The sequence below is a fragment of the Streptomyces sp. NPDC026500 genome, assembly GCF_055567635.1.
The window spans coordinates 140830-163945 of sequence record NZ_JBVHQB010000011.1; the positions used below are offsets into that span (position 1 = coordinate 140830).

The following is a 23116-nucleotide window of genomic DNA, read 5'->3' on the forward strand; positions in this document are numbered from 1 at the left end:
CAGGCGTCCCGGCGGCCGTCTCATGGAACCGGGCAATCCCGGCTCATGGCTCCCGGAAGGCTTGCCGCCGGCTCAGGGCCCCGACTCAGCGGCCCCGCTGAGGCGTCACCGGCTCATGTGCAGGGCGACGAGCAGTTGCCAGACCTGGTCCGCGACGGCCTCCGGGGTGCCCTCCAGGAGGCCGTGCAGCCAGTCCGCGAGGACGCCCGCGAAGGTGGCGGCCACCGCGGAGGCGACGAGCGGGGCGTCCGGCGCGCCCGCGAGGGTGCGCTCGGCCAGGCTGCGGGCCCGCAGGTCGCGGTGGAGCACGCGGCCCAGCGGGCCACCGCCGCCCGGACTCAGCAGCGCGCGGTAGAGGCCGGTGTGCGGGGCGAGTTCGGTGAAGAAGGCGCGCAGGGCGGGCGGCGCGGACACCGGGTCGGGGCGGCCGCGCCAGGCGTGCAGCGCCTCCACGGCCTCCCGTACGACATCGGCGCACGCGTCGACCGCCAGCGCCTCCAGGTCGGCGTAGTGCACATAGAAGGTGGCGCGGCCGACCCCGGCCCGCCGCACCAGCGCGGCGACGCCGATCTCCTCCAGGGGATGCTCGGCGCACTCCTCCAGCAGCGCCTGCCGCAGTCGCGCGCGGGTCCGGGCGGCGCGCGGGTCGTCGGGCGTCATCCGGCGAGAAGGACGGCGGCCAGGGCGAGCACCCCGGGCAGGGCCTGTGCGAAGAGGATGCGGCGGTTCGCGGTGACCGATCCGTACACGCCCGCGATCACGACACAGCACAGGAAGAAGATCTGCGCGTCATGGCCGGTCGGGTCCGCCGCGACCAGTCCCCAAACCAGGCCCGCGGCCAGAAAACCGTTGTAGAGCCCCTGGTTCGCGGCGAGCGGCGCGGTCGCCCGTGCCATCTGCGCGTCGAACCCGTGGAGCCCCCGCCCCGGCTTCTTCTCCCACAGGAACATCTCCAGCACCAGGATGTACGCGTGCAGTGCGGCCACCAGGCCCACCAGCACGTTCGCGACCGTATCCATCGTCGGCAGGCTCCGATTCGCCTCGGCATTTCTTGGACAGATGTCCACTATAGCTGGACGACTGTCCAAGAAATGCCTCCGGCGGCGATGGGGTCGATCAGGCGTCCGGTGCCGCGTACACGCGCTCCCCTCCGACATAGGTGAGCGCGACCCCGGTCTCCTTGATCGCCTCCGGCGGTCCCGCGAAGGGGTCGCGGTCCAGGACGACGAGATCCGCGAGGGCACCCACCCGCACGCTCCCGGTGTCGTCGAGATGGTTCGCGTACGCCGTTCCCGCGGTGTACGCCGTCAACGCGGCGGCCAGACCGATGCGTTCGGCCGGCAGGAACACCGGCCCCGGCTCGTCCGGGCTCACCCGGTTGACCGCGACATGGATGCCCTGGAGCGGATCGGGGCTGCTGACCGGCCAGTCGCTGCCCGCCGCCAGTCGCGCGCCGGAGCGCAGCAGCGATCCGAACGGGTACTGCCAGGCGGCTCGTTCGGGTCCGAGGAAGGGGATGGTCAGCTCGTCCATCTGCGGTTCGTGGGCGGCCCACAGCGGCTGGATGTTCGCCGTGGCCCCGAGCCGCGCGAAACGGGGCACGTCGTCGGGGTGCACGACCTGGAGATGCGCCAGGTGCGGACGGGTGTCGCTCGGCCCGTTCGCCTTCCGCGCCGCCTCCACGGCGTCCAGGGCATGGCGTACCGCACCGTCGCCGAGCGCGTGGAAGTGGCACTGGAACCCGAGCGCGTCCAACTCGGTCACGTACGCGGGCAGATGGGCCGGGTCGATGAAGCGCTTGCCCCGATTCGCCGTGGCGCAGCCGCACTTGTCGAGGTAGGGGTCGATGAGCGCGGCGGTGCCGTTCTCCGCGACGCCGTCCAGCATCAGCTTGACGCTGGTCGCCCGGAACCTGCCGTGCCCCAACGCGGCCCGCCGCTCGACGAGTTCGGGGATCTGCTCGGCACCGCGCGCCCGGTCCCACCACAGGGCGCCGACCACCCGAGCGGTCAGTGAACCGTCACGGGCCGCGGTCAGGTACGCCTCGGACGGATCCTCCATGCCCAGGAAGGTGCCGACGATCGCGTCCTGCCATGCGGTGACGCCGAGCGCGTGCAGATGCCGCTGGGCGTGCAGCAGGGCGGCGAGCCGGTCGGCGGGCGTGGCCGCGGGGGTCAGACGGCCCACGGACTGCATGGCCCCTTCCTGCAGCATGCCGGTCGGCTCACCCGACGCGTCCCGCTCGAAGCGCCCGTCGGACGGGTCCGGCGTGTCCCGGGTGACACCGGCGAGTTCGAGGGCGCGGCTGTTGGCCCAGGCGCCGTGATGGTCCCGGTTGGGCAGATACACCGGCCGGTCCGGTACGACCGCGTCCAGCAGTTCCTTGGTCGGCGTACCGCCCGCGAAGGCCTCCATGGACCAGCCGCCACCCGTGATCCACTCCCGCTCGGGGTGGGCGACGGCGTACGCGCGGACGGCGGCCACGGTGTCCGCGGCCGTCTTCGCTCCTGTGAGATCGCACTGGGTGAGTTCCAGGCCCGCAGGGACCGGGTGGACGTGCGCGTCCTGGAACCCGGGCAGAAGCAGCCGCCCGGCCAGGTCGACGACCTCGGTGTCCGGGCCGATCAGTTCATGGACCTCGGAGTTCCCGACGGCGGTGATCCGCTCGCCGGTGACGGCCACCGCCGTCGCGGCGCGGCCCTCGGGGGTGAACACCGGGCCGCCGGTGAAGAGAAGGTCGGCGTGCATGGTTCCTTTTCCTTGGTAGGGGTGGCCGGAAGTCATCGGTTGGGGGTGGCCAGGAGCTGGGGCGCGTCGGCGTCGGTTCCCTGTCCCGTGGTGAAGTACGGGGACTTGCGGACCCACTTGGCCCACGCGGCGGCCACGAAACCCGAGACGATCATGGCGCTCGGCGCGAGCAGCAGGAACCAGCCGTTGTCCGCGCTGACCTCCAGGTGATCGGTCGAGGTGTAGAAGGACCAGGCGAGATAGCCGCCGAGGCCGAGCAGCGCCACGGCGCTCAGGGTGGGGAGGACGACCGCGCGTATCCCCTCCCGCCAGTCCTCGCGGAGCAGTCCGCGGAACCGGGCGGCCGCCGCGAGGGCGGTGAGCGCGTACGACAGCGCCACGACGATCCCGACGGCGTTGACCGTCGCCATGATCATGTCGGCGAGCCGGGGAATCACCAGGGACAGCGTGGCCACGACCACGGCCATCGCGCCGATCAGCAGTGTGCCGGTCGCCGGAGTCCCGTACCGGGCGCTGATCCTGGACCACACAGGCCCGAGCGTACGGTCCCGGCTCATCGCGAACATCCCGCGCGCCGTCGGGATCACCCCCGCCTGCAGCGAGGCGACCGCCGAGAACATCAGCGCCACCAGGGGCAACGCGGCCAGCGGCTGGTCGGCGAGCCGGTTCCCGAGAAAGGCCAGCCCCTCGGCGCCGTGCCCGGCCAACTCCTCCTCGGACAGCACACGTTGGAACGCCACCGAGCCGAGTAGGAACAGCCCCAGCATGGTCACCAGCGTGATGGTCCCGGCCCGTGAGGCGTCCCGCGGATCGCGCACCTCCTCGTTCACGCTGAACGCCGCCTCGAAGCCCCAGTAACAGAACACCGACAGCAGCAGCCCCTGCGCCAGCGCCGTCGCCGACGGGATCTGGAACGGGTCGAACCACCCCAGACTGAAGGGGTGCGGGCCGGCGACGATGCCGTATCCGCAAAAGCCCAGCAGGACGACGTACTCGAAGACCAGCAGTCCGCCCTGGAGCCGCGCGGCGCTTCTGACCCCGGTCACCGCGGTGAGGGTGACGGCGACGAGGACGAGGACGCCCACGGCCGTGGTCTGGGCGGTGGAGCCCGGATCGAGCGCCAGACCCGCCACCGTGTGCAGGCCCGCCTCGCCGGCGAGCTGGATCATCGCCGAACCGGTCACCGCCGTGGTGTACGCGAGGAACGCCACCGTGGCCACGATGCTCACCCAGCCGACCAGGAACCCGAGCCAGGGACTGAGCGAACGGCCCACCCACACATAGCCGTTGCCCGCGTTCGGCTCGACCCGGTTCAGCCGCGAGAAGGCGCCCGCGATCCCGAGGATCGGCAGAAAGGCCAGCAGCATGATCGCGGGCAGATGCAGCCCGACCACCCCGGCGGTCACCCCGAGACCGATGCCGATGCTGGTCGTCGCCGCCGTACTGGAGGCGGCGATGGCGACACCGTCCAGCACGCCGAGCGTCTTGCGCAAGGACGGGGGATCCACACCGTATGGCTTCTGCGTCATGGCCTGCTCCGATCGCACCCGGGGCCTGATTCCGGCCCGATGACCGGAAATGAAACTGCCCGGGGCCTTAACAGGTCAACGCCGTTGACATAAGGTGCCCGCACCGGAGGGAGACCCCATGACGTCCACGAACGACCGCGTCGTCCCGGCCGCGGCCCGGCGGCGCAGACGCCCCACGAAGACCGGCGTCGTCCTCTCCGAGGAACTGATCGTCGAGACCGCCCTGCGGCTCCTCAAGGAACACGGCGCCGACGCGCTCACCGTCCGCCGCCTCGGCCTCGCCCTCGGCGCCGACCCCAGCGCCCTGTACCGCTACTTCCGTGACACGGACGATCTGCTGCTCGCCATCGCCGACGAACTCATCGGCCGGACACTGCGCACCTGGCACCCCACGGGGGACTGGCGCGCCGACCTCAGGGATCTCGGCCTGCGCGTGCACTCCGGGTCCCTCGCCCATCCGCAGGCCGCCGTGCTCAGCTCCTACCGGGTGACCGGGCGGGTTCACGAGATCGCGGCGGTGGAGACGATCATCGGCGTGCTCCGCGGCGCCGGATTCCCCGACCCCGAGGCCGTACGGATCTACCACGCCTTCGTCGACCAGGCGCTCGCGTTCGCCGCCCTGGACGCCGCGAGTGTCGCCCTGCCCCCGGCCGCACGCGACGCCGAGGCCGGCGTGTGGCGGGCGCTGTACGCCCGGCTGCCCGCAGACAGCCACCCGAACATCGCCGCGACGGCCCGCCACCTCGTGCTCGACATGGGGCGCAGCGCCTATCCCACGGCGCTCGACATGCTGCTGAGCGCGGCGGCGGCCCGGCTCGCGGAGATCACCGGGGGCGGGGAGACGACGGGAACCCCACAGCCTGGCCCTCCACACCGGGACCGGTCATCACACCCCGGCCCACCCGTCCCGTCACACTGAGGCATGCTCCGCCGTCATCCCGAGGGAGCGACCCGCTCGCCCTCATCGCACGTGTGCTGCCCGTACGCCGTCGACCAGGAGGCCGTCCGCAGATGAACCCGCCCGCCCGCACCCTGAAGCAGCGCAAGCAGGACACGCTCAACCGGCTGGAGAGCGATGTCGACGCCTGGGTGTCGACCGCCGACAGCTCCGGCGGAACGCCCTATCTGGTCCCGCTGTCCTACCGCTGGGACGGGACGACCGTGCTGCTGGCCACCCCCGCCGCCAGTCCCACGGGCCGCAACCTGCGGGCGACCGGCACCGTACGGCTCGGCATCGGGCCGACCCGCGACGTGGTCGTGATCGACGGCACCGTCCGGACCCTCGAAGCCGACGAGCTGCCGGACGGAACCGGCGACGCGTTCGCGACCAGGACCGGGTTCGACCCGCGCCGACTCACCACCCACTACCAGTACTTCAGTGTCACGCCGCAGCGCGTGCAGGCCTGGCGCGAGGCCGACGAGATCTCCGGCCGGGACCTCATGCGGGACGGCGAGTGGCTGGCGGCCGACTGAATTCCCCGGACCGGGTAACCCGGGACGGCAGGGCGGTGGCGGCCGGATGCCGCCCCGTCGTCCCGGAACCCCTCACGGAGGAAACATGGCACTGGTCGCGGCAGCCGTAGTGGTGCTGGACTGCGCCGAGCCCGAGAAGCTCGCCGCCTTCTACAAGGAACTGCTCGACGCCGAGGAGACGCACGCGAGCGCGAACCGCGTCGAGATCAAGGGCGCCGACGGCATGCGGATGGCCTTCCGTCGTGACGGGAACGTCACACCGCCGAGCTGGCCGCGTCCCGAGAACGCCTTCCAGGCCCACATCGACTTCCACGTGGACGACCTCGACCAGGTGGAACTCGTGGTGGTCGGCCTGGGCGGCCGGCCGCTCGACACCAAGGACGCGTCCGGCCCGTACGAGGAACGCGGCTACGCCGACCCGGCCGGACACTCGTTCACCCTGCGCTGCGTACGGTCCACGGCCCCCAAACAGGGCTGACCCCGCCCGCCGCCGTACCCGGCCGGGCTCCTCCGCCGCGCGGGCTCAGTCGCGGCCGGACTTGTCGGGGGAGGGCCACACGCCCGTGGAGCGTTCGATGACCTTCGCGCCCGAGCGGTCCACCGCACTGCGCACGACAGCGAAGATGGCGCCCTGGAGGGCGGCGGCGAGCAGCACCTCGCCCCAGCCGCGCTCCCTGTCCAGGGCGTCGGGAGCGTCTTCCTCGTGACGTATCGCCATCCAGGTCTTCTGGAAGGCGAGTCCGGCGAGGGAGCCTCCGGCCCAGCTCAGCATGAAGCCGATCGGCTTGTAGGCCAGGGACAGCTTGCGCTTCTGCTGCTTCTTGGACACCTGATGCTCCTTCTTCTTCGTTCCCGAGGCCGCGGGCGGGCGATGCGCCGGCCTCCTGCCACCGGGTACGGGTGCCCGATCTGCGGCCCCCGTACCCCTCGGTCCGATTCTGTCGGCCGGCACGGTGTGAGGTGGAGACCCAGGGGAAACCGGCCGGGGTGAGCGGTGAAGAAACGAACGAAACGACGGATCGCGACCCTTCGACGCGGCGGAAGGGGCAGCAGCGGCAGAAGGAGGAGGGCTCGGACAGCAGAACCAGGGTCACCGTGATCGTGGCACTGGGCGCCAACCTGCTGATCGCCGTGGCCAAGGCCGTGGGCGGCCTGATCGCGGGGTCGCCCGCGCTGCTCTCGGAGGCCGCGCACTCCGTGGCGGACAGCACGAACGAGGTCTTCCTGCTGGCAGCGCTCCGCCGCAGCCGCCGCCCCGCCGACCGCAGGCATCCGTTCGGCTACGGCAAGGAACGGTTCTTCTGGTCACTGCTCGCGGCCGTCGGAATCTTCGTCATGGGCGGCTGCTTCTCGTTCTTCCAGGGCTTCGAGGCGCTCCGCAACGGAGCCGATGAGTCCTTCGGTGGCTACATGGTGGGCATCGCGGTGCTCGGTGTCGCGCTGCTCGCCGAGGGCGGCTCGCTCCTGCGGGCGCTCCACCAGATACGCGGGCAGGGCGGCGCCGGCGGGATGCGGGACCCCGCCCTGCGCACGGTCGTCGCCGAGGACGGCACGGCGGTGCTCGGCGTGAGCCTCGCGATCGTCGGCATGGTGCTCCACGTGGTCACGGGCCAGGTCGTGTGGGAGGCCTCCGCCTCCTTCGCCATCGGACTGCTACTCGTGTGCATCGCCTTCTGGCTCGGCCGGGACGCGCGCGAGCAGCTCATCGGACGGGCCATCGACGACGAGCAGAGCGGCCGGATCCGCGAACTGCTCAAGGCGCAGCCCGAGATCGACAGCGTCGAGGCGCTGCTGACCATGGAGCTGGGCCTCGACTCGACCCTGGTGGCCGCCCGGATCGACCTGGTCCCCGGTCTCGACAGCGAGGAGGTGGAGGAGGTCGCCGTCCGCATCAAGCGCTCGGTCGCCCACACCTTCCCCGAGGCCGACCAGATCTTCCTCGACGTGACCGACGCCCGAGCCGCGCGAGCGGCCGCGCGCCGCGGCGAGAGCGGGGCGAGCGACCGGGAGCACGCCGGGGACGCGACAGCGGGAAGCCCCGCCGCAACGGGGGAACGCGGCGGGGCCTGACCCGCGTGTGCCCGACGCCCGAGGGTTCATGCACACCGGCACGCGGAAATCTGGGAGTGTTCAGCGCCGAGCGGGTGCCGGGCGTGCCGAGGGGGTGCCGGACGCGATCGGGTGCCGGACGCGACCGGGTGCCGGGCGGGCCGGACATGCCGACCCGAGGGGCAGGCCGTCCGGTCCGCCCCGCCCCGCCCCGCCCGCACAGGGAAAGGGCCCGTCCCGGCGTGTGTGCGGTACGGGCCCTCTCCCTGTGCGCGTGCGACCTGGTAGCAGTCGGGTGTCAGCCGGTCGGCTCCAGCACGAAGACGGGGATCTCCCGGTCGGTCTTCGTCTGGTAGTCGGCGTACGGGGGATACGCGGCGACCGCGCGCTCCCACCACTGGGCCTTCTCCTCGCCGGTGATCTCCCGGGCCGTGAACTCCCTGCGCACGGGCCCGTCCTGGAGCTCGACGCGGGGATCGGACGTGACGTTGTAGTACCAGACAGGGTGCTTGGGAGCACCGCCGAGCGACGCGACCACCGCGTAGCGTCCGTCGTGCTCGACGCGCATCAGCGGGGTCTTGCGGATCTTGCCGCTCTTGGCACCGCGTGTCGTGAGAATGATGACGGGCATTCCGGTGTCCATCAGCGTCGTTCCCTTGGTCCCACCGGAACTCTCGTACAACTCCACCTGGTCCCGCACCCACTGCGTGGGGCTGGGCTCGTACTCGCCCTCAAGTGGCATGACTTCCGTCCCATCGTCGCGTCGGACTGGTCGTGTCTCGGCACGATTCAACACCAGTACGGACGCGAATCTTCCGCACCGCCGTCCCCGCGTGGCTTTCCGCGCGGGGACGATCCCCCGGTGGGGCGTACCGGGCGCACACCGGCAGGCCCGGGATCTCAATGCGGGGCCACCAGCATGCGTACTGCCAGCAGCATGATCACGCCGCTCGACGCGAGACCCGTCACGAGTCGTCCCTGGTGCCCCGTCAGGGTCCGGCCGAGCAGGGCGCCGCCGCCGGCAATGAGGAGCTGCCAGCTCGCGGACGCGGCGAACGCGGCGAGGACGAACACCCCCTGGTCCAGCGGATGTGCCGCCTCCGCCGCACCGCTGCCGAGCACCAGCGCGGCGAAGTAGACGACCGTGGTGGGGTTGAGCAGGGTGATCCCCAGCAGCGCCAGGTAGGCGCGGGACAGGTGCGGGGGATCCTGCCCGCTCCGCTCGGCGAGCCGGCGCTCGCGGTACTGGCGGACCGCGCCGATCGCACCGCGGACCGCCAGCGTGGCGAGGACCAGTACGGAGGCCCGGCGCAGCGGGAGGAGTATCGGTTGGAGCTCGGCCGCGAGCGCCGTACCCCCGAGGGCGGCGACGAGGGCGTACAGGCCGTCGGCCGTCGCGACGCCCAGCGCGGCCGAGGCGCCGATCCGCAGGGACGTACGAGCGGTGAGGGAGACGAGGTAGGTCGCGACCGCTCCGACGGGCATGGCGATGCCATATCCCGCGAGAAGCCCCGCGACGAGCGCGGCGGTCACGACCGGGGAAGCTCGGGCCTCCGCGGTCGGCCGGGCTGCTGCTGGACCCGCACCGGGCGAACGGCGGTGGAGGTCGGCGGCAGGAGGGCTTCGATCGTGAACATGGGCCGATGTTCGGGCCACCGGACATGCCCGCGCAACCGATTTTCGGAAGGGGTGTTCTGGAGGGGTTCGAGCCATGACCGCGCAGGCGGGGCGGCGACGAGGGCGGTACTCCGGGGCAACCGGAAGCGGGCCCGTCGTGCTTCGGCCAGATCGTGCGATCGGCTCATCTGGCCGAACTTCGTGTGGCCGTATAGGTGCCTGGGGCATCTAATGAAGATCGGCAAGAGGGAACCGTCGCTTGCGAGGTCACTCATGACAGAAACCACCCCCCTGACCCAACCCCCGGTCGCCTTTCCGCGGGACCGTACGTGCCCCTACCACCCGCCCGCCGCCTACGCGCCGTTGCGCGAGGGGCGTCCGCTCTCGCGGATCTCCCTCTTCGACGGGCGCGGAGTCTGGGCGGTCACCGGTCACGCCGTCGCCCGTGAACTCCTCACCGACCCGCGGCTGTCCTCGGACCGCACGCTGCCCGCGTTCCCGGCGGTCACCGAGCGGTTCGCGGCGTCGCGCAACCGCCGGGTCGCGCTGCTCGGCGTCGACGATCCCGAGCACCACGTCCAACGCCGCATGCTGGTACCGAGTTTCACCCTCAAGCGGATCGGCGCGCTGCGGCCCGGCATCCAGGAGACCGTCGACCGGCTGCTCGACCGCATGGCCGAACAGGGCCCGCCGGCCGAGCTGGTGAACGACTTCGCGCTCCCCGTGCCCTCCATGGTGATCTGCGCCCTCCTCGGAGTTCCGTACGGCGACCACGACTTCTTCGAGGCACAGTCCCGCCGGCTGCTGCGCGGCCCGGACGCTGCCGACATCGAGGACGCACGCGACCAACTGGACGCCTACTTCGACTCGTTGATCGACCGCAAGCAGAAGGATCCCGGGGACGGACTCCTCGACGAACTCATCCACGATCAGCTGCGCGAGGGAAGGGCGGACCGGCAGGAACTGATCTCACTGGCGACCATCCTGCTGGTCGCCGGGCACGAGACGACGGCGAACATGATCTCGCTGGGCACGTTCACCCTGCTCAGGCATCCGGAGCGGCTCGCCGAACTGCGGGCGGAGCCGGCCCTGATGCCCGCCGCCGTCGAGGAGTTGCTGCGGTTCCTGTCCATCGCGGACGGCCTGCTCCGCGTCGCGACCGAGGACATCGAGGTGGCCGGTGCGACGATCCGCGAAGGCGAGGGCGTGGTCTTCTCCACGTCCGTCATCAACCGTGACGAGCACACCTTCCCCGAGCCCGACGCCCTGGACTGGCGCCGCTCGGCCCGGCACCATGTGGCGTTCGGCTTCGGCATCCACCAGTGTCTCGGCCAGAACCTCGCCCGGGCCGAGATGGAGATCGCGCTGCTGTCGCTCTTCGACCGGTTTCCGGGCCTGCGGCTCGCCACCCCCGCCGACGCCGTCGCCTTCAAGCCCGGAGACACGATCCAGGGGATGCTGGAACTCCCCGTGACCTGGTGAGGGGCTTGGTGGGTATGGACATCGGCATCGCGATCGACAAGGACGTCTGCATCGGTGCGGGCCAGTGCGCCCTCGCCGCCCCGGGCGTCTTCACCCAGGACGACGACGGATTCAGCGCGCTGCTGCCGGGCCGCGCGGACGGCGGCGGCGACCCGATGCTGCGCGAGGCGGTACGGGCCTGTCCGGTCGGCGCCATCACGGTGACGGAGACCTGAGACACTTCCTCGTCCTCCGTGCGCATGGCGGCGGCCGGCTCGCCGCACGCCATGCGCACGCGCGTGGGGCGTGCGGCTCGACGCCGGCCCAGGACGCCCTTTCGGAACGCTCGGAACTCGGTACCCGCCCCGTTCGTCGGCCGTCAGGGAGAACGCCCGCTCATCCGCATCCGAGCCCGCATCCGAACCGCATCCGAGCCCGTATCCGAGCCCGTGTCCGAGCCCGCACCCGAGCCCGCACCCGAGCCGCATCCGTGCCCGCGCCCGGAGTCGGAACGCGGGGAGACCTTCCCCCTTCAGCAGGGGAGACCGTCCCTTACGCCAGTGGAGGAGAGACCGTCCCCTCCACTGGCGCGACCGGATCTTTACTAGGGTTCCCGCGTGAGCGAACCCACGGAGAAGCCCTTCCTCTACGTCGTCGTCTGCGCGGCGGGCATCGCCGAGGACATCGGCACGCTGATCACCGCGGCGCGGGAGCGGGGCTGGGAGGTCGGCGTCATCGCCACGCCCCAGGGCCTCGGCTTCTTCGACGCGGCGGAGGTCGAGCGGCGGACCGGCCGCCCGATCCGCTCCGCCTGGCGGGCCCCCGGCGACCCGCGCCCCTTCCCCGCACCGGACGCCGTGGCCCTCGCGCCGGCCACCTTCAACACCGTCAACAAGTGGGCGGCCGGCATATCGGACACCCTCGCCCTCGGAACGCTGTGCGAGGCCTACGGACTCGGCGTCCCGATCGCCGTACTGCCCTGTGTGAACGAGGCGTTGGCGGCTCATCCCGCCTACCGCGCGAGTGTCGAGCGGCTGAGCGGGATGGGCGTCCGCTTCGGTGACCCGTACGCCGGGGAGGTCCAACAGGACGGCGCGAAAAGGGATTTCCAGTGGGAGCGGGTGCTGGATCTGCTCACGCCCGACGAGTGACGGCGGGTTGCGTCACCTCCGACCAGTGACGGAACGGTGACGGTGCCGTCGGGTCGGGTCGGTTCACGGCCGGCGGAAGATGGTGATCGAGTGGCCGACCTCCTCGACCCGCCGGCTCGTGGCGAGCAGGGCCTTCAGCGGGGCGTCGGCCTTGTCGATCGAGGTGTCGGACACGACGAGCAGCCCGTGCACCCGATCTGCGGGCACCGTGCGCGGATCGGCCGCCTCGATGCCGTAGGCGGACGGCACACCGGCGCCCTTGTACACGAACCACACCTTCTCGTGCGGGTAGTGCGCCCTCAGCCGGTCGGCCAGACGGCCGAGATCCTGGCCCCAGTCGACGTTCGAGTCGTGCAGGCGCAGATAGGTCTTCTCCGGGCCGCCGAACGCCTCGTTCGAGTACGGCAGGTAGTACGGATACGTCAGCAGCGAACTGACGGCGACGAACAGGACCAGCGCCGCCGTGACGATCACCGCCCGGCGCCGGCGCACGACGACGGCACATCCCGCCGCGACCGCGAGGAACACCGGCATGTAAATGGCGTAGCGCACGCCGAGATCGCGGGAGCCGGTCATCGCCGAAGCCAGCAGCAGCGCCGGAGGGACGAGGAGGTACGGGGCGGCGGGCCGCAGCCGGCGCACGGCGAGCAGCGCGACCGAACCGGCCGTCCACAGCGCCGCCATGCCGAGCGGGGTCTTCACCAGCAGCGCGGCCGGCAGGTAGTACCAGAGGGAACCCTGGTAGAGACGGCCGAAGAGGAAGCCCTGCCAGGTCGCGTTCTCGTAGCCGAACTGGACCCGCATCCCGTCCCGGTACGCCTGCGGAACGGGCAGGTGGTCGATGAGCAGCGCGCGCAGTCCGTGCACGGCGGGCAGGTCCGCGGGCGCCGTCCAGCGCAGCCGGGGATCGACGGCGAGATACGTCGCCCACACCACCGCGACAGCCACCACGGCCATGCCCACGGCGGCCGCCGCACCGAGTCCGAGCAGCCGGGCCTTCGCCCGCGTGTCGCTCCACGGCGCCGCGGCGGGGGCGGGGCGGCCCGCGTGCCACACGGACGCGACCGCGAGGAGCAGCAGCACCGGAACGGCCGGAAGCATGCTCATCTTCGTCGCCACCGCCGCGCCGAGCGCCACGGCGGCGAGCGGCAGGTACCGGAGCGGCCGCCGCCTGGCCCGCCACACCAGCCACACCGACGTCAGCAGGAAACCCGACGCCGGCACGTCGAGCGTGGCCAGCGAGCCGTACGCGATCACGTCGGGCGAGAACGCGTACAGCGCGAGGGCCACCAGCGCGCCCGCGCGGCCCGCGAGTTCACGGGCGAACGCGAGGACGACCAGACCGAACAGCAGCGTCAGGAGGATCACCGGCAACCGTGCCCACAGCATCACCCGCCAGGGGTCGTTGCCGGACTCGTACAGCACACGCCGCCCGAGCTCCGTCTGATCGCCCTTGAACGCGGGGTCGAGGTGCGGGTGCGCGAACAGCAGCCCGCTCCCGATGATCAGCTTGCCCAGCGGCGGATGCTCGGGGTTGTACCGCAGGTCGTGCTGCTGGATGTAGACCGTCGCCGCGCCCACGTACACGGGTTCGTCGATCGTCGGGGTCTGCTCCACGGCCGTACTGACCATGGCGACGGCCATCTGGACCAGCAGCAGGACCACGGCCACGACGAACGCGGCCCGCTTGTGCCGCCGCAGCCGCTCGAAGAACCTCGGCGGCGCCACGGCGCTGTTCACCAGCACGCGGTCGTCGACCCGGCTGGCCATGAATGTCGGCATGCCCTTTGTTACGTCCGCTCCGTACCAGCCTGCTCATCGGCCGGCCCGCGGATTCGGGTGCGCGTCGAGGCGCCGGCCGGATGATCCGCCGGCGCCCAGGCAGGGGAGTCACGAGTATGCCCCGCCCTCCGCACAACTCAAGGAATCCTGGGCGGCTGTGTGCGGACGGCAGCGGCGTGCTCGGCCTCCTCCGTCTCGGCCTCGCCTCAGTAAGGAGAGGCCGGGTCACGCGGCCCGGCCGAGACCGCCCGGCGCAGGGCGGCCCGCCAGGCGAAGGCCACGACCAGTTCGACCAGACCGATCAGCACCATCCACAGGCCGAGCAGCCGGGTCAGGGCACGGGCCGATTCGGTCGGCAGCGCCAGCACGACGATTCCCGCGATGATGCCGATCGCCGCCCCGCACAGGACGAAGCCGCGATGCGGCAGGTCCTTGCTGGCAAGAGCCGTGTACGCGGTCAGGACGCCGGACACGAGCCAGACGACGCCGATGATCAGGGACAGTGCGGCGATGGTCTGCATCGGGTTGCGCAGACACAGGACGCCGGCCAGCACATAGAGCACCGAGATCAGCAGTGCGGCGAACCGGTTGCCCTGCTCCTGGTGGCCGAAGACCGACACGAAACGGAACAGGCCGATCACCAGCAGATAGAGACCGAGGAGAACCGCCAGTACGTGCAGGGTCTCGTCCGGCCAGACAAGGACCAGGATGCCCGGGACCAGCGTCGCGACGGCCGAGCCGAGGAGCCAGGTCCAGGAGGCGCCGACGCGGTCCAGCAGCACCGCGGTGTCACCCGGGGGCGCCGAGGCCGAGCCCTTGTGCCAGGGGTCCGGTCCGGTGTGCGGTGCCGAACCATGCGATGCGGTCATGGTTCCTCCTCACGCGGTCGAGCGGACCACTGCCGGACCGCGTACGGGACGGTGGGTGGATTCCCGGAATCCAGACTCCCGTGCGCCGACGTCCCGCGGGTCACCCCCGACGGGTGATCCTCATGGCTGCTCCAGCCGCGACCTCATGGCTGCTCCGGCAGTTGGCGCATCTCCACGACACGCAGCCCCAGCGACCGGCAGCGGGCCAGCAGCCCGTACAGATGTGCCTCGTCGACAACCGGGCCGAACAGGATCGTCTGGCCGGAGATCAGCACGTGATCCATCTCCGGGAACGCCTCGGAAAGCGTCTCCGACAGATGTCCCTCGACGCGGATCTCGTACTGCATGTGGGGCTCCCCCCGGCGAGCGGCCTGGGGCAGGCGGACGGCCCTTCCCCACGATCATCCGGTGCACCGCGCCGTCCGCCCTCACCCGCAAAAGGTGAACCTTCGTCCGAGGCGCCGCCTCGCGCGCTCACGCCTGTTCGAGGGAGTCGCTCGGGGCGCCGGTGTCGCGGGACTTCTTCCGGCCCGCCCCGGTCGGCAGGTGCGTCGTGACCAGGAAGCTGGCGAGCGTGATGCCGCCGGCCGCGAGGATCGCCGCCTTCAGGCCGTTCAGCTGCGCGGTCGCGTAGGAGTCCGTGACGGCGGCGACCTCGGCCGGCGGCAGCCCGGCCTGTTCGGCCGCCGAACGCACCTCGTCGGTGGGCACGAAACTGATGCCCGCTTCCAGCGCGACGCCGGTCTGCTGGCGTGCCTCCGGCGACACGTCCGGATTGTTCGCCACCTGGGTGGTGAACGCCTGCGCCAGGGCGCCGATGAGGATCGATCCGATGAGCGCGGTACCGAGCGCGGAGCCAAGATTCTGGGCGGTGAACTGGAGTCCGCCGACCTCGCTGCGTTCCTCCTCGCCGACGCTGGACTGCACCACGTTGCCCAACTGCGAGGCGAGCAGGCCCATACCGACGCCCAGCAGGGCCATGGCTCCGGCGAACTGTGCGTCGTCGATGACCGGGTCGATGGTGGACAGCAGCCACGCGATCGCTCCGAGGAGGGTCAGAAGGGCCAGCCTGACGACACGGCGCGGCCCCATCACCCGCCCCAGCCGGGAGGCCAGTACGGAGGCCAGCAGCATGGTGACGGACACCGGGAGCAGCCGCAGTCCCGTCTGGAACGCGTCGAAGCCCTGCACCACCTGGAGATACAGCGGGATGGCGAAGAACAGCCCCAGCAGGATGAGGTTCTGGCTGAGCAGCGTCAGCAGCCCGGAGCGCAGCGGCGGTTTGTGCAGGAGGGACAGATGGATCAGGGGGTCGGTGCCGTGCTCCTCCCTCCGGCGTTCCCACTTGGCGAAGACGGCCAGGACGAGCACCCCGGCGGCGACGACGAACAGCGTCGGAGCGAAGCCGAAGACGGTGAAGGGCGGGTTGCGGGGCTGCACCCATCCCCAGGAACTGCTCTGCAGGACACCGAGCACGCCAAGGCCCAGCCCGGCCGCGGACAGGGCGGAGCCCACGCCGTCCAGCCGGGGGCGGGGATCGGGCCGGGGCGATTCGTCGATCACCCGGCGGAAGAGGAGCATCGCGATGACGACCACGACCTCACCCGCGAAGACCAGACGCCAGGTGAGGTACGTCGTCACCCAGCCGCCGAGCAGTGGTCCGACCGCGATGCCCGCGCCGGCGAGCCCGCCGATGACGCCGTAGGCGACGGCCCGGTCCCGTCCGGTGTAGGCCTCCGCCACCAGGGCCGCCATGGCCGGCAGCACCATGGCGGCACCGAGCCCTTCGATGACCGACCAGCCGAGCGCGAGAACCCAGACGGTGGGGGCGACGGCGGTCAGGGCCGACCCGACGCCGTAGACCATCAGTCCGATGATGAACATGCGACGGCGTCCGACGATGTCGCCGAGCCGCCCGCCGGTGGCCATGAAGGCCGCCATGACCAGCGCGTAGAGCGTGATGACGGCCTGGATGGCGGTGACCTCGGTGTCGAAGTCCTCGACCAGTTGGCTGATGGACACGTTCATGACGGAGGTGTCCAGGACCATCAGGAACTGTGCCGTGCCGAGCACCATCAGGGCGCGCCAGTGCTTCACCGGTAACCACCTCGTCGAGTCGGCCCGCGACGCTGGTGCGCCGAGCAGTGACATCCGGCCCCCGCTCCGCTCCCATGAGACCCGAAGACGGCGTCTCCCGCCTCACCCACCGCGGGCGACCGGAGCCTGCCTTGCGACTTTCGGCACAGCGGGTGACGATCAGTGTGCGGGGGTTACGCCGGGGAGGGAGCTGTGGACCCGGACCACATCGGACCGAACACGTCGCCGCAGCCGATAGATCGCGGAGGCAGAACCCCATGGCCGGGCTGCTGACCCCAGGTGGTGACCCCCTGCTCGCCGTCCGGTTCACCGTTCCGGACCTGACGGAGACCTTCGTGCGCAGGCCTCGTCTGGTCGGACGTCTGGCCGAGGGTGTCCAGGGCCCGTTGACCCTGGTGAACGGGCCCGCGGGCGCGGGAAAGACACTCCTGGTCGCCCACTGGATCTCCACGATGGACCATCCGGGTGACGTCGCCTGGCTGACCGTGGAACACGAGGACACCGGCCCCGGCATCTTCTGGACGTACGTCCTGGAATCCATGCGGCGGCACGGAGCCGTGGTTCCGGACGACATCGGCAGCCCCTCCAGCCCCGGCGACGTGGACCACTCGCTGCTGACCCGGCTCGCGGCCTGGCTGAGCGAGCGCGCGGATCCGGTGATCCTGGTGCTCGACGAGTTCGACCGGGTGGGAGCCCCGGCAGAGGTCGCGGACGAGCTCCAGTTCGTGCTGCGCCACGCGGGCGGCGGTCTGCGCCTGGTGATCGTCAGCCGTACGGAGCCGCAGTTGCCGCTGCACCGTTATCGCGCCGCCGGAGCGGTGGCCGAGGTCCGGGGCGCCGACCTGGCATTCGTTCCGGGCGAGACGGCGGCCCTGCTGAGCCGCCACGGCATCCGGCTGTCGGACGACGGCTCGCGGTCGCTGACCGAGTGGACCGGAGGCTGGGCGGCCGGGCTGCGACTGTGCATCCTCGCGGCGCAGAACGTGGACGATCCGGACACGTTCATCAAGAACTTCGAGGCGGGCCAGAGCACGCTCGCGGACTTCCTGCTGGCCGAGGTGCTGGAAGCGCAGTCGGACGAAACACAGGACCTGCTGCTGCGTTCGAGCATCCTCGAACAGATCCACCCGGATCTGGCCAACGCCCTGACCGGCCGGGACGACGCGGAACCCATTCTGGCCGGGCTTCAGCACGCCAACGCGTTCGTCGAGGCCATCGGCCACTCCTGGTACCGGCTGCACCCCTTGTTCGCGGAGATCCTGCGCGTCCATCTGCGGGTGCGCCATCCGGGGATGGAGCCCGAGCTGCGCCGGCGGGCCGCCCGCTGGCTGAGCGACGCGGGACTGCTGGCGGAGGCTCTGCCGCATGCGGCGGGGGCGGGCGAATGGGAGCTCGCGGCGGGCCGGTTCGTCGACGAGCTGGCCATCGGCCAGCTGCTGACGGGACTCGACGCCGAGCGCCTGGACGGACTCTTCGCCGCGATGCCTCCGGATGCCGCCGGTCCGGCCGCGTGCCTGGTGCGCGCCGCCCGTGAGCTGGTCCGCCACGACGTCGTCCGGGGCCTCGACTTTCTGCGCCGGGCCGGGGAGAAGCTGACCGACGAGGGCGCCGACACGGCGGCCCTGCGGCTGAGCCACGCGCTGCTGAGGGTGTTCGCCGCCCGGCTGACCGGCTCGGCCGACAGGGCGCAGGAGGCGGCCGAGGACATGACGGCGGCGGAGCTGTCCCTTCCGGCCGAACGGCTGGAACAGCACCCGGAGCTGCGGGCCCTGATGCTCACGGACCTGGGCTCGGCGCAGCTGTGGGCGGGGCGGTTCGACGCCGCCCGGACCTCGTTGTCCGCCGCCGCGCAGGTCGATGACGGACCGTCCACCGCGTACCCCCGGCACGAATCGCTCAGCCGGCTCGCCCTGATCGACTTCGTGTGCGGCCGGCCGGGCCGCGCGGAGTCGCACGCGCGGGCCGCGGTCGCCGAGGCGGAGCGCTCCGGCCTTCCCCCGGCCGCCCGGACGGGGGTCGCCCAGCTCGTGATGGCCGCGGTCGCCGTCGACCGTGACGATCTGGCCGCGGCGCAGACACACCTGGACCAGGCGACCGCCTCCACCACGGCCTCGCACGATCCCGTCGCGACGGCGGGCCTCGGTCTCCTGCGATCCCGGATGCTGCTGGCCAAGGGGCATCCGAAGGAGGCGTTGCGCGTCCTTCAGGAGCTGAAGCGACCCCCGCACGGGGTCGAGCCCTCGCCGTGGGTCAGCGAACGGGCCGCGCTGGTCATGGCCGCCGCGCACCTGGCCCTGGGTGATCCGCCCGCCGCGATGGAGGTGCTCGTGGAGGAGGGAGCCACCGGGCCGGCGGCCGCGGCGGCCGCGGCCCGCGCCCGGCTCGCGACCGGCGACCGGGAGGCGGCACGAGCCCTGCTCGACGAACTCTCCACCGAACTGGACGACGGGCCCGGCATCGCCGTCCCGGTGCTGCTGGTACGGGCGCAGACCGCGGACGCGCTGGGCGACGACTTCACCGCCCAGCGGCTGGTGGCGCGGGCCCTGCGCCTGGCCAGGCCGGAGCATCTGAGACGGCCGTTCGTGGAGGCCGACCCATGGCTACGAACGTTCGTGCGACGCCGACCCGTGCTGGCCCAGGGCCATGAGTGGCTCCCGGTGATGGCCGCGGTCAGGGGCACCGAGGCCGCCCCGCGGCCGGATCACGCGCCGGTGATCGAGCCGCTCAGCGATCGCGAGCAGGAGGTGCTGGAACGCCTGGCGCAGATGATGTCGAGGGACGAGATCGCCGCCGACCTGCATCTGTCGGTCAACACGGTCAAGACCCACCTCAAGAGCGTCTACCGCAAGCTCGCCGCGACCCGCCGGGGCGAGGCCGTACGACGGGCCCGCGACCTGCACCTCCTGTGAGCCGCGGACCCGTGCCGTCCGGTGTCGCCGCCCGGTGCCGTGCGGTGCCGTCCGGGCTAGTCGGTGTCCGTGTCCGGCCGTGCCACGCAGAGCGCCCAGATGACGAATCCGTACAGGGCTATCAGCGTCAGTGACCAGACGGGGTAGTACGGGATGTCGAGGAAGTTGGCGATGATCAGCAGCGCCGCGATGCCCACGCCGATCACGCGTGCCCAGGTGGCCGCGGCGAAGAGGCCGAGGCTCACGGCCACGGCCACCGCGCCGAGCGCCAGGTGGATCCAGCCCCAGCTCGTCAGGTCGAACTTGAAGACGTAGTTCTGGCTGGTGACGAAGACGTCGTCCTTGGCGATCGCCATGACGCCCCGCAGGATGTCCAGCACGCCGGCGACGAACAGCATCACCGAGGCGAAGATCATCAAGCCGCCGGCCGCCGTCAGGGCGGTCTTGGAGTGAGTGTGATGCTGGGTGGTTGCCATGGCAGAACCTCCGTTGCACGGCTGCGACCGCAGCCACTCACCACCGAGCATGCGACAGCCGGCCCCCTCCGGCCTCACCCCCTGAGGGTGACGATGAACGGACCCGGTCCGCGGGACCAGGAGCCCAGGAGCCCGGGACCCGGGACCCGGAGCCCAGGAGCCCGGGACCCGGGACGCGGAGCCCGGGAGCCGGGACCAGGGACCAAGGAGCCGGGACCAGGGACCCGGGGCCTGGGGTACGAGGGGAGAGGCCGAGGGAGGGGGGACGGGTCCGGCCCGGCACCGGGCGCTTCCGCCCTTGCCGGGGGGTTCGCGGGCTCGGCCGGACGCCCACCGTCGCCCGTGTCGGGGATCCGCGGCCCGACCGGGCGTTCGCGGGCTTGGCCCCATGGCCGCCACTGCCCGTGTGTCGGGGATCCGCGGCTCGGCCGGGCTGCCGCCGCAGCCCGTGCCCTCCGGGCATTCGCGGGCTTGGCCGGACGGCCGCCGCGCTCCATGCCGGGGGTTCGCGGCTCCGCCCCCGGCATCCGCTGCCCGGGTCGGGGCTTCGCGGGCCGCCGGACCGGCGCCCCGGCCGCTCCCTCGGGCCGAGAGCCGCAGGCTCAGTGGCCCAGCAGCACCCTCAGCTCGGGCTGGAGCAGATCTCCGTGGGCCCGTACGAGGTCGTCGCACAGGTCCCAGATGCGCTCGACGGGGAGGGCGGCGGCCGTCGCGGGGTCGGCCATCGCGGCGTGCCGGATGTGGCGCGGCTCGTGATCGGTGGCGGCGCGCACCACCAGGTCGTTGACGGCGACGTACGCGCTGTTCAGCGCCGCGCACTGCGGCGGCAACGCGCCGACGCGGGTCGGCTGCACCCCCAACGCGTCGGTCAGGCAAGGGACTTCGACGACACAGTCCGACGGGAGGTTGTCGATCAGGCCGCGGTTGGGCACATTGCCGTAGATCGTGCGCGGGGTATCGGTCAGCGTGCTGTGGATGATCTGCGGGGCGTACTCCAGAGTGCCCTCGACGGGGAGGGGCGCCCCGGAGGCGAGGGCGTCACGGGTGCGCCGGTAGCTCGCCGCGTTCTCCTCGATGATCTCCAGATAGGCGCCCACCGGCAGCCGGAGCCGCTCGATCTCGCTGTCGTGGTGGAGGTACCACGGCACGTACTCAGAGGAGTGCTCGCTCGTCTCGGTGGGGTAGTGGCCGAGGCGGCGGTACATGTCCACGCGGACCCGGCGCAGCAGCCCGGGGTCCTTGGCGACGGCCTCGTCCAGGAGGGGGTAGAGGTCCTGGCCCGCGCGCTCGAAACGCAGCACCCACGCCTGGTGGTTGACCCCGGCGGCCAGATGGGTGACCTCCTGGAAGGGGACGCCGACGAGTTGGGCGAGGTCGTGCATCGTCCAGTACACCGAATGGCACAGGCCGGTGACGCGCAGGGCGGGGGCGATGCGGCTCAGATAGAGGACGTTCATCGCCATGGGGTTGGTGTAGTTCAACAAGAGGGCGTCCGGACACAGTTCGGCCATGTCGGAGGCGAGCGCGCGGAGCACCGGGAAAGTGCGCAGGGCGCGGAAGATGCCGCCGATGCCGAGCGTGTCGCCGATGGTCTGGCGCAGTCCGTAGCGGGCGGGGATGTCGAAGTCGGTGCGGGTCGCCCCGTCCATACCGACCTGGATGATGTTGATGACGAAGTCGGCGTCCGCCAGGGCCGCTCGGCGGTCGGGATGCGCGGTGATCGTGGGCTTGGCGCCGCGTACGCCGGCGATGTACCGGGCGGCGCCCTCCGCCGTGGCGAGCCGCTCCGGGTCGATGTCGTGCAACGCGATCCGCGCGTGGGCGAGTTCGGGAAACGTGAACAGGTCGGCCAGCAGGCCCTGGGTGAAGACCACACTCCCGGCTCCGATGAAGGCGATCTTCGCGGGGGTGACGTCGTTCATGAGCGGCTCCTGGTGTCGCTGGTGCGGGGGGTTTCCGAAGTGCCCGGGTCTTCGGCGGTGTTCGGGGCGTTCGCGCCGGGAGGGAGGCCCGGGATGTCCGCGCGGGCCGCGGCGCGGGCCTCGTCCCAGGTGGGCTGTGCGGCCGTACCGCCGTGCGCCCGTGTCGATAGCGAACCGCAGACGGCGGCCATCGTGAGCGCGGAGCGCAGGTCCAGTCCCCGCAGGGTCGCGGCGACGAATCCGGCGTCGAAGCTGTCGCCCGCCCCGACGGTGTCCACCGGCTCGACGGGCGGGGCCGGCGCGCGCGACAGCCGTGTCCCCGTGCAGGCGAGGGCGCCGTTCGCGCCGTCCTTGACGACGACCGTCGGTCCCCTGCCGGCCAGGACGGTGGCCGCCGGGATCAGGTCGCTCTCCCCGGCCAGCGCGCGGGCCTCCGCCGCGTTGGGCAGCAGGAAATCGGTGAACTTCAGTACCGGGTCCAGGAGTTCGTGGTCCCATCGGCCCGCGGGATCGTCATTGGTGTCGAGCGACGTCGTCGCGCCCGTCTCCCGCGCCAGGCCGAACACCGAGGCCAGTGAACGCGCCAGACGGGGCATCAGGAAGAACGAGGCCGCGTGCACATGCCGGGAGGCCGCGATCAGGTCCCGCGGCACGTCCTCGGGACCGGTCGCCGTGAGGCAGCCCGGCGCGGTGAGGATGGCCCGGTCCCCGTCCCCGGCCGTGACGACCGTCGTGAGTGGTGTCGGCAGGACCGGGTCCGTGACCAGGAAGCCGACGTCGACGCCGCGCCCGGCGAGCGCCTCGCGCACGAAGGCGCCCGCGGGATCGTCACCGACCCGGCCCGCGAACGCGACCCGCAGCCCGAGCCGCGCGGCCCCGCACGCCATGATCGCCGCGGAGCCGCCCAGCACCAACCCGGCGTGCTCGACGAGCTGTTCGCGCTGCCCGAACTCCAGCGGGCCGCGCAGCGGGCCGACCACGACATCCGGATTGGCGTCGCCGACGACCAGGAGATCGAAGGATTTCATGATGC

Annotated in this window: 22 protein-coding genes; 8 read left to right on the top strand and 14 right to left on the bottom strand. The window is 71.8% G+C overall.

The window, feature by feature from the left end; genetic code table 11:
* Window positions 1-105 precede the first annotated feature (105 nt).
* The 4 genes from ACZ4N5_RS21425 to ACZ4N5_RS21440 form a co-directional block, all read right to left on the bottom strand.
* Entirely contained in the window at window positions 106-660 is a 555-nt protein-coding gene (locus ACZ4N5_RS21425; protein ID WP_467758647.1) for a TetR/AcrR family transcriptional regulator, read from the bottom strand.
* Complete coding sequence (locus ACZ4N5_RS21430; RefSeq protein WP_467758648.1) at window positions 657-1019, bottom strand: DUF1304 domain-containing protein; 363 nt, start codon at window positions 1017-1019, stop codon at window positions 657-659. Before ACZ4N5_RS21430 ends, ACZ4N5_RS21425 begins: the two co-directional genes overlap by 4 nt.
* A gap of 97 nt (window positions 1020-1116) precedes the next feature.
* Window positions 1117-2748, bottom strand: a complete 1632-nt coding sequence (locus tag ACZ4N5_RS21435; protein ID WP_467758649.1) for an amidohydrolase — start codon at window positions 2746-2748, stop codon at window positions 1117-1119.
* Between the two features lie 32 nt (window positions 2749-2780).
* The gene (locus ACZ4N5_RS21440; protein ID WP_467758650.1) at window positions 2781-4277 is read right to left on the bottom strand and encodes an APC family permease; all 1497 of its coding nucleotides are present in this window, start codon (window positions 4275-4277) and stop codon (window positions 2781-2783) included.
* A gap of 118 nt (window positions 4278-4395) precedes the next feature.
* Here ACZ4N5_RS21440 and ACZ4N5_RS21445 point away from each other — a divergent pair, with 118 nt between their 5' ends.
* From ACZ4N5_RS21445 to ACZ4N5_RS21455, 3 genes are all read left to right on the top strand, one after another.
* Window positions 4396-5196 carry a TetR/AcrR family transcriptional regulator gene (locus tag ACZ4N5_RS21445; protein ID WP_467758651.1) on the top strand — a complete coding sequence of 267 codons (801 nt, stop codon included), beginning with the start codon at window positions 4396-4398 and terminating at the stop codon, window positions 5194-5196.
* Between the two features lie 92 nt (window positions 5197-5288).
* On the top strand, window positions 5289-5750 hold the full coding sequence (locus ACZ4N5_RS21450) for a pyridoxamine 5'-phosphate oxidase family protein (RefSeq protein WP_467758652.1): 462 nt from the start codon (window positions 5289-5291) through the stop codon (window positions 5748-5750).
* 85 nt (window positions 5751-5835) lie between these two features.
* Window positions 5836-6228: a VOC family protein gene (locus tag ACZ4N5_RS21455; RefSeq protein ID WP_467758653.1), complete on the top strand. Its 393-nt coding sequence runs from the start codon at window positions 5836-5838 to the stop codon at window positions 6226-6228.
* A 45-nt stretch (window positions 6229-6273) separates the two neighbouring features.
* Here ACZ4N5_RS21455 and ACZ4N5_RS21460 read toward each other — a convergent pair whose 3' ends face one another.
* Complete coding sequence (locus tag ACZ4N5_RS21460) at window positions 6274-6579, bottom strand: DUF4235 domain-containing protein (protein ID WP_467758654.1); 306 nt, start codon at window positions 6577-6579, stop codon at window positions 6274-6276.
* Window positions 6580-6737: 158 nt separating this feature from the next.
* Here ACZ4N5_RS21460 and ACZ4N5_RS21465 point away from each other — a divergent pair, with 158 nt between their 5' ends.
* Window positions 6738-7820 carry a cation diffusion facilitator family transporter gene (locus ACZ4N5_RS21465; RefSeq protein ID WP_467758655.1) on the top strand — a complete coding sequence of 361 codons (1083 nt, stop codon included), beginning with the start codon at window positions 6738-6740 and terminating at the stop codon, window positions 7818-7820.
* A 277-nt stretch (window positions 7821-8097) separates the two neighbouring features.
* Here ACZ4N5_RS21465 and ACZ4N5_RS21470 read toward each other — a convergent pair whose 3' ends face one another.
* Together ACZ4N5_RS21470 and ACZ4N5_RS21475 are read right to left on the bottom strand one after the other, a co-directional pair.
* Complete coding sequence (locus tag ACZ4N5_RS21470; RefSeq protein WP_467758656.1) at window positions 8098-8541, bottom strand: nitroreductase family deazaflavin-dependent oxidoreductase; 444 nt, start codon at window positions 8539-8541, stop codon at window positions 8098-8100.
* A 158-nt stretch (window positions 8542-8699) separates the two neighbouring features.
* Window positions 8700-9332 carry a LysE family transporter gene (locus ACZ4N5_RS21475; protein WP_467758657.1) on the bottom strand — a complete coding sequence of 211 codons (633 nt, stop codon included), beginning with the start codon at window positions 9330-9332 and terminating at the stop codon, window positions 8700-8702.
* Between the two features lie 357 nt (window positions 9333-9689).
* Here ACZ4N5_RS21475 and ACZ4N5_RS21480 point away from each other — a divergent pair, with 357 nt between their 5' ends.
* From ACZ4N5_RS21480 to ACZ4N5_RS21490, 3 genes are all read left to right on the top strand, one after another.
* A complete protein-coding gene (locus tag ACZ4N5_RS21480; RefSeq protein WP_467758658.1) occupies window positions 9690-10898 on the top strand; it encodes a cytochrome P450 in 1209 nt (402 codons plus the stop codon).
* A gap of 20 nt (window positions 10899-10918) precedes the next feature.
* Complete coding sequence (locus ACZ4N5_RS21485) at window positions 10919-11113, top strand: ferredoxin (RefSeq protein ID WP_467758756.1); 195 nt, start codon at window positions 10919-10921, stop codon at window positions 11111-11113.
* Between the two features lie 381 nt (window positions 11114-11494).
* Window positions 11495-12028 carry a flavoprotein gene (locus ACZ4N5_RS21490; RefSeq protein WP_467758659.1) on the top strand — a complete coding sequence of 178 codons (534 nt, stop codon included), beginning with the start codon at window positions 11495-11497 and terminating at the stop codon, window positions 12026-12028.
* A 63-nt stretch (window positions 12029-12091) separates the two neighbouring features.
* Here ACZ4N5_RS21490 and ACZ4N5_RS21495 read toward each other — a convergent pair whose 3' ends face one another.
* The 4 genes from ACZ4N5_RS21495 to ACZ4N5_RS21510 form a co-directional block, all read right to left on the bottom strand.
* Window positions 12092-13798, bottom strand: coding sequence for an ArnT family glycosyltransferase (locus tag ACZ4N5_RS21495; RefSeq protein WP_467758660.1), 1707 nt, complete (start codon window positions 13796-13798; stop codon window positions 12092-12094).
* Between the two features lie 218 nt (window positions 13799-14016).
* The gene (locus ACZ4N5_RS21500) at window positions 14017-14679 is read right to left on the bottom strand and encodes an HdeD family acid-resistance protein (RefSeq protein WP_467758661.1); all 663 of its coding nucleotides are present in this window, start codon (window positions 14677-14679) and stop codon (window positions 14017-14019) included.
* A 143-nt stretch (window positions 14680-14822) separates the two neighbouring features.
* Window positions 14823-15026 (bottom strand): hypothetical protein, encoded by a 204-nt coding sequence (locus ACZ4N5_RS21505; RefSeq protein WP_261707285.1) that lies wholly within the window; start codon window positions 15024-15026, stop codon window positions 14823-14825.
* 127 nt (window positions 15027-15153) lie between these two features.
* Window positions 15154-16776, bottom strand: coding sequence for an MFS transporter (locus tag ACZ4N5_RS21510; RefSeq protein WP_467758662.1), 1623 nt, complete (start codon window positions 16774-16776; stop codon window positions 15154-15156).
* Window positions 16777-17033: 257 nt separating this feature from the next.
* Here ACZ4N5_RS21510 and ACZ4N5_RS21515 point away from each other — a divergent pair, with 257 nt between their 5' ends.
* The gene (locus ACZ4N5_RS21515) at window positions 17034-19685 is read left to right on the top strand and encodes a winged helix-turn-helix domain-containing protein (protein WP_467758663.1); all 2652 of its coding nucleotides are present in this window, start codon (window positions 17034-17036) and stop codon (window positions 19683-19685) included.
* A gap of 56 nt (window positions 19686-19741) precedes the next feature.
* On the opposite strand, the gene ACZ4N5_RS21520 is transcribed toward ACZ4N5_RS21515, so the two are convergent.
* The 3 genes from ACZ4N5_RS21520 to ACZ4N5_RS21530 form a co-directional block, all read right to left on the bottom strand.
* Window positions 19742-20161: a DUF7144 family membrane protein gene (locus ACZ4N5_RS21520; RefSeq protein WP_467758664.1), complete on the bottom strand. Its 420-nt coding sequence runs from the start codon at window positions 20159-20161 to the stop codon at window positions 19742-19744.
* A gap of 602 nt (window positions 20162-20763) precedes the next feature.
* Window positions 20764-22083: an alpha-galactosidase gene (melA, locus tag ACZ4N5_RS21525; protein WP_467758665.1), complete on the bottom strand. Its 1320-nt coding sequence runs from the start codon at window positions 22081-22083 to the stop codon at window positions 20764-20766.
* Window positions 22080-23114: a carbohydrate kinase family protein gene (locus tag ACZ4N5_RS21530; protein WP_467758757.1), complete on the bottom strand. Its 1035-nt coding sequence runs from the start codon at window positions 23112-23114 to the stop codon at window positions 22080-22082. Before ACZ4N5_RS21530 ends, melA begins: the two co-directional genes overlap by 4 nt.
* Between the last annotated feature and the right edge of the window lie 2 nt (window positions 23115-23116).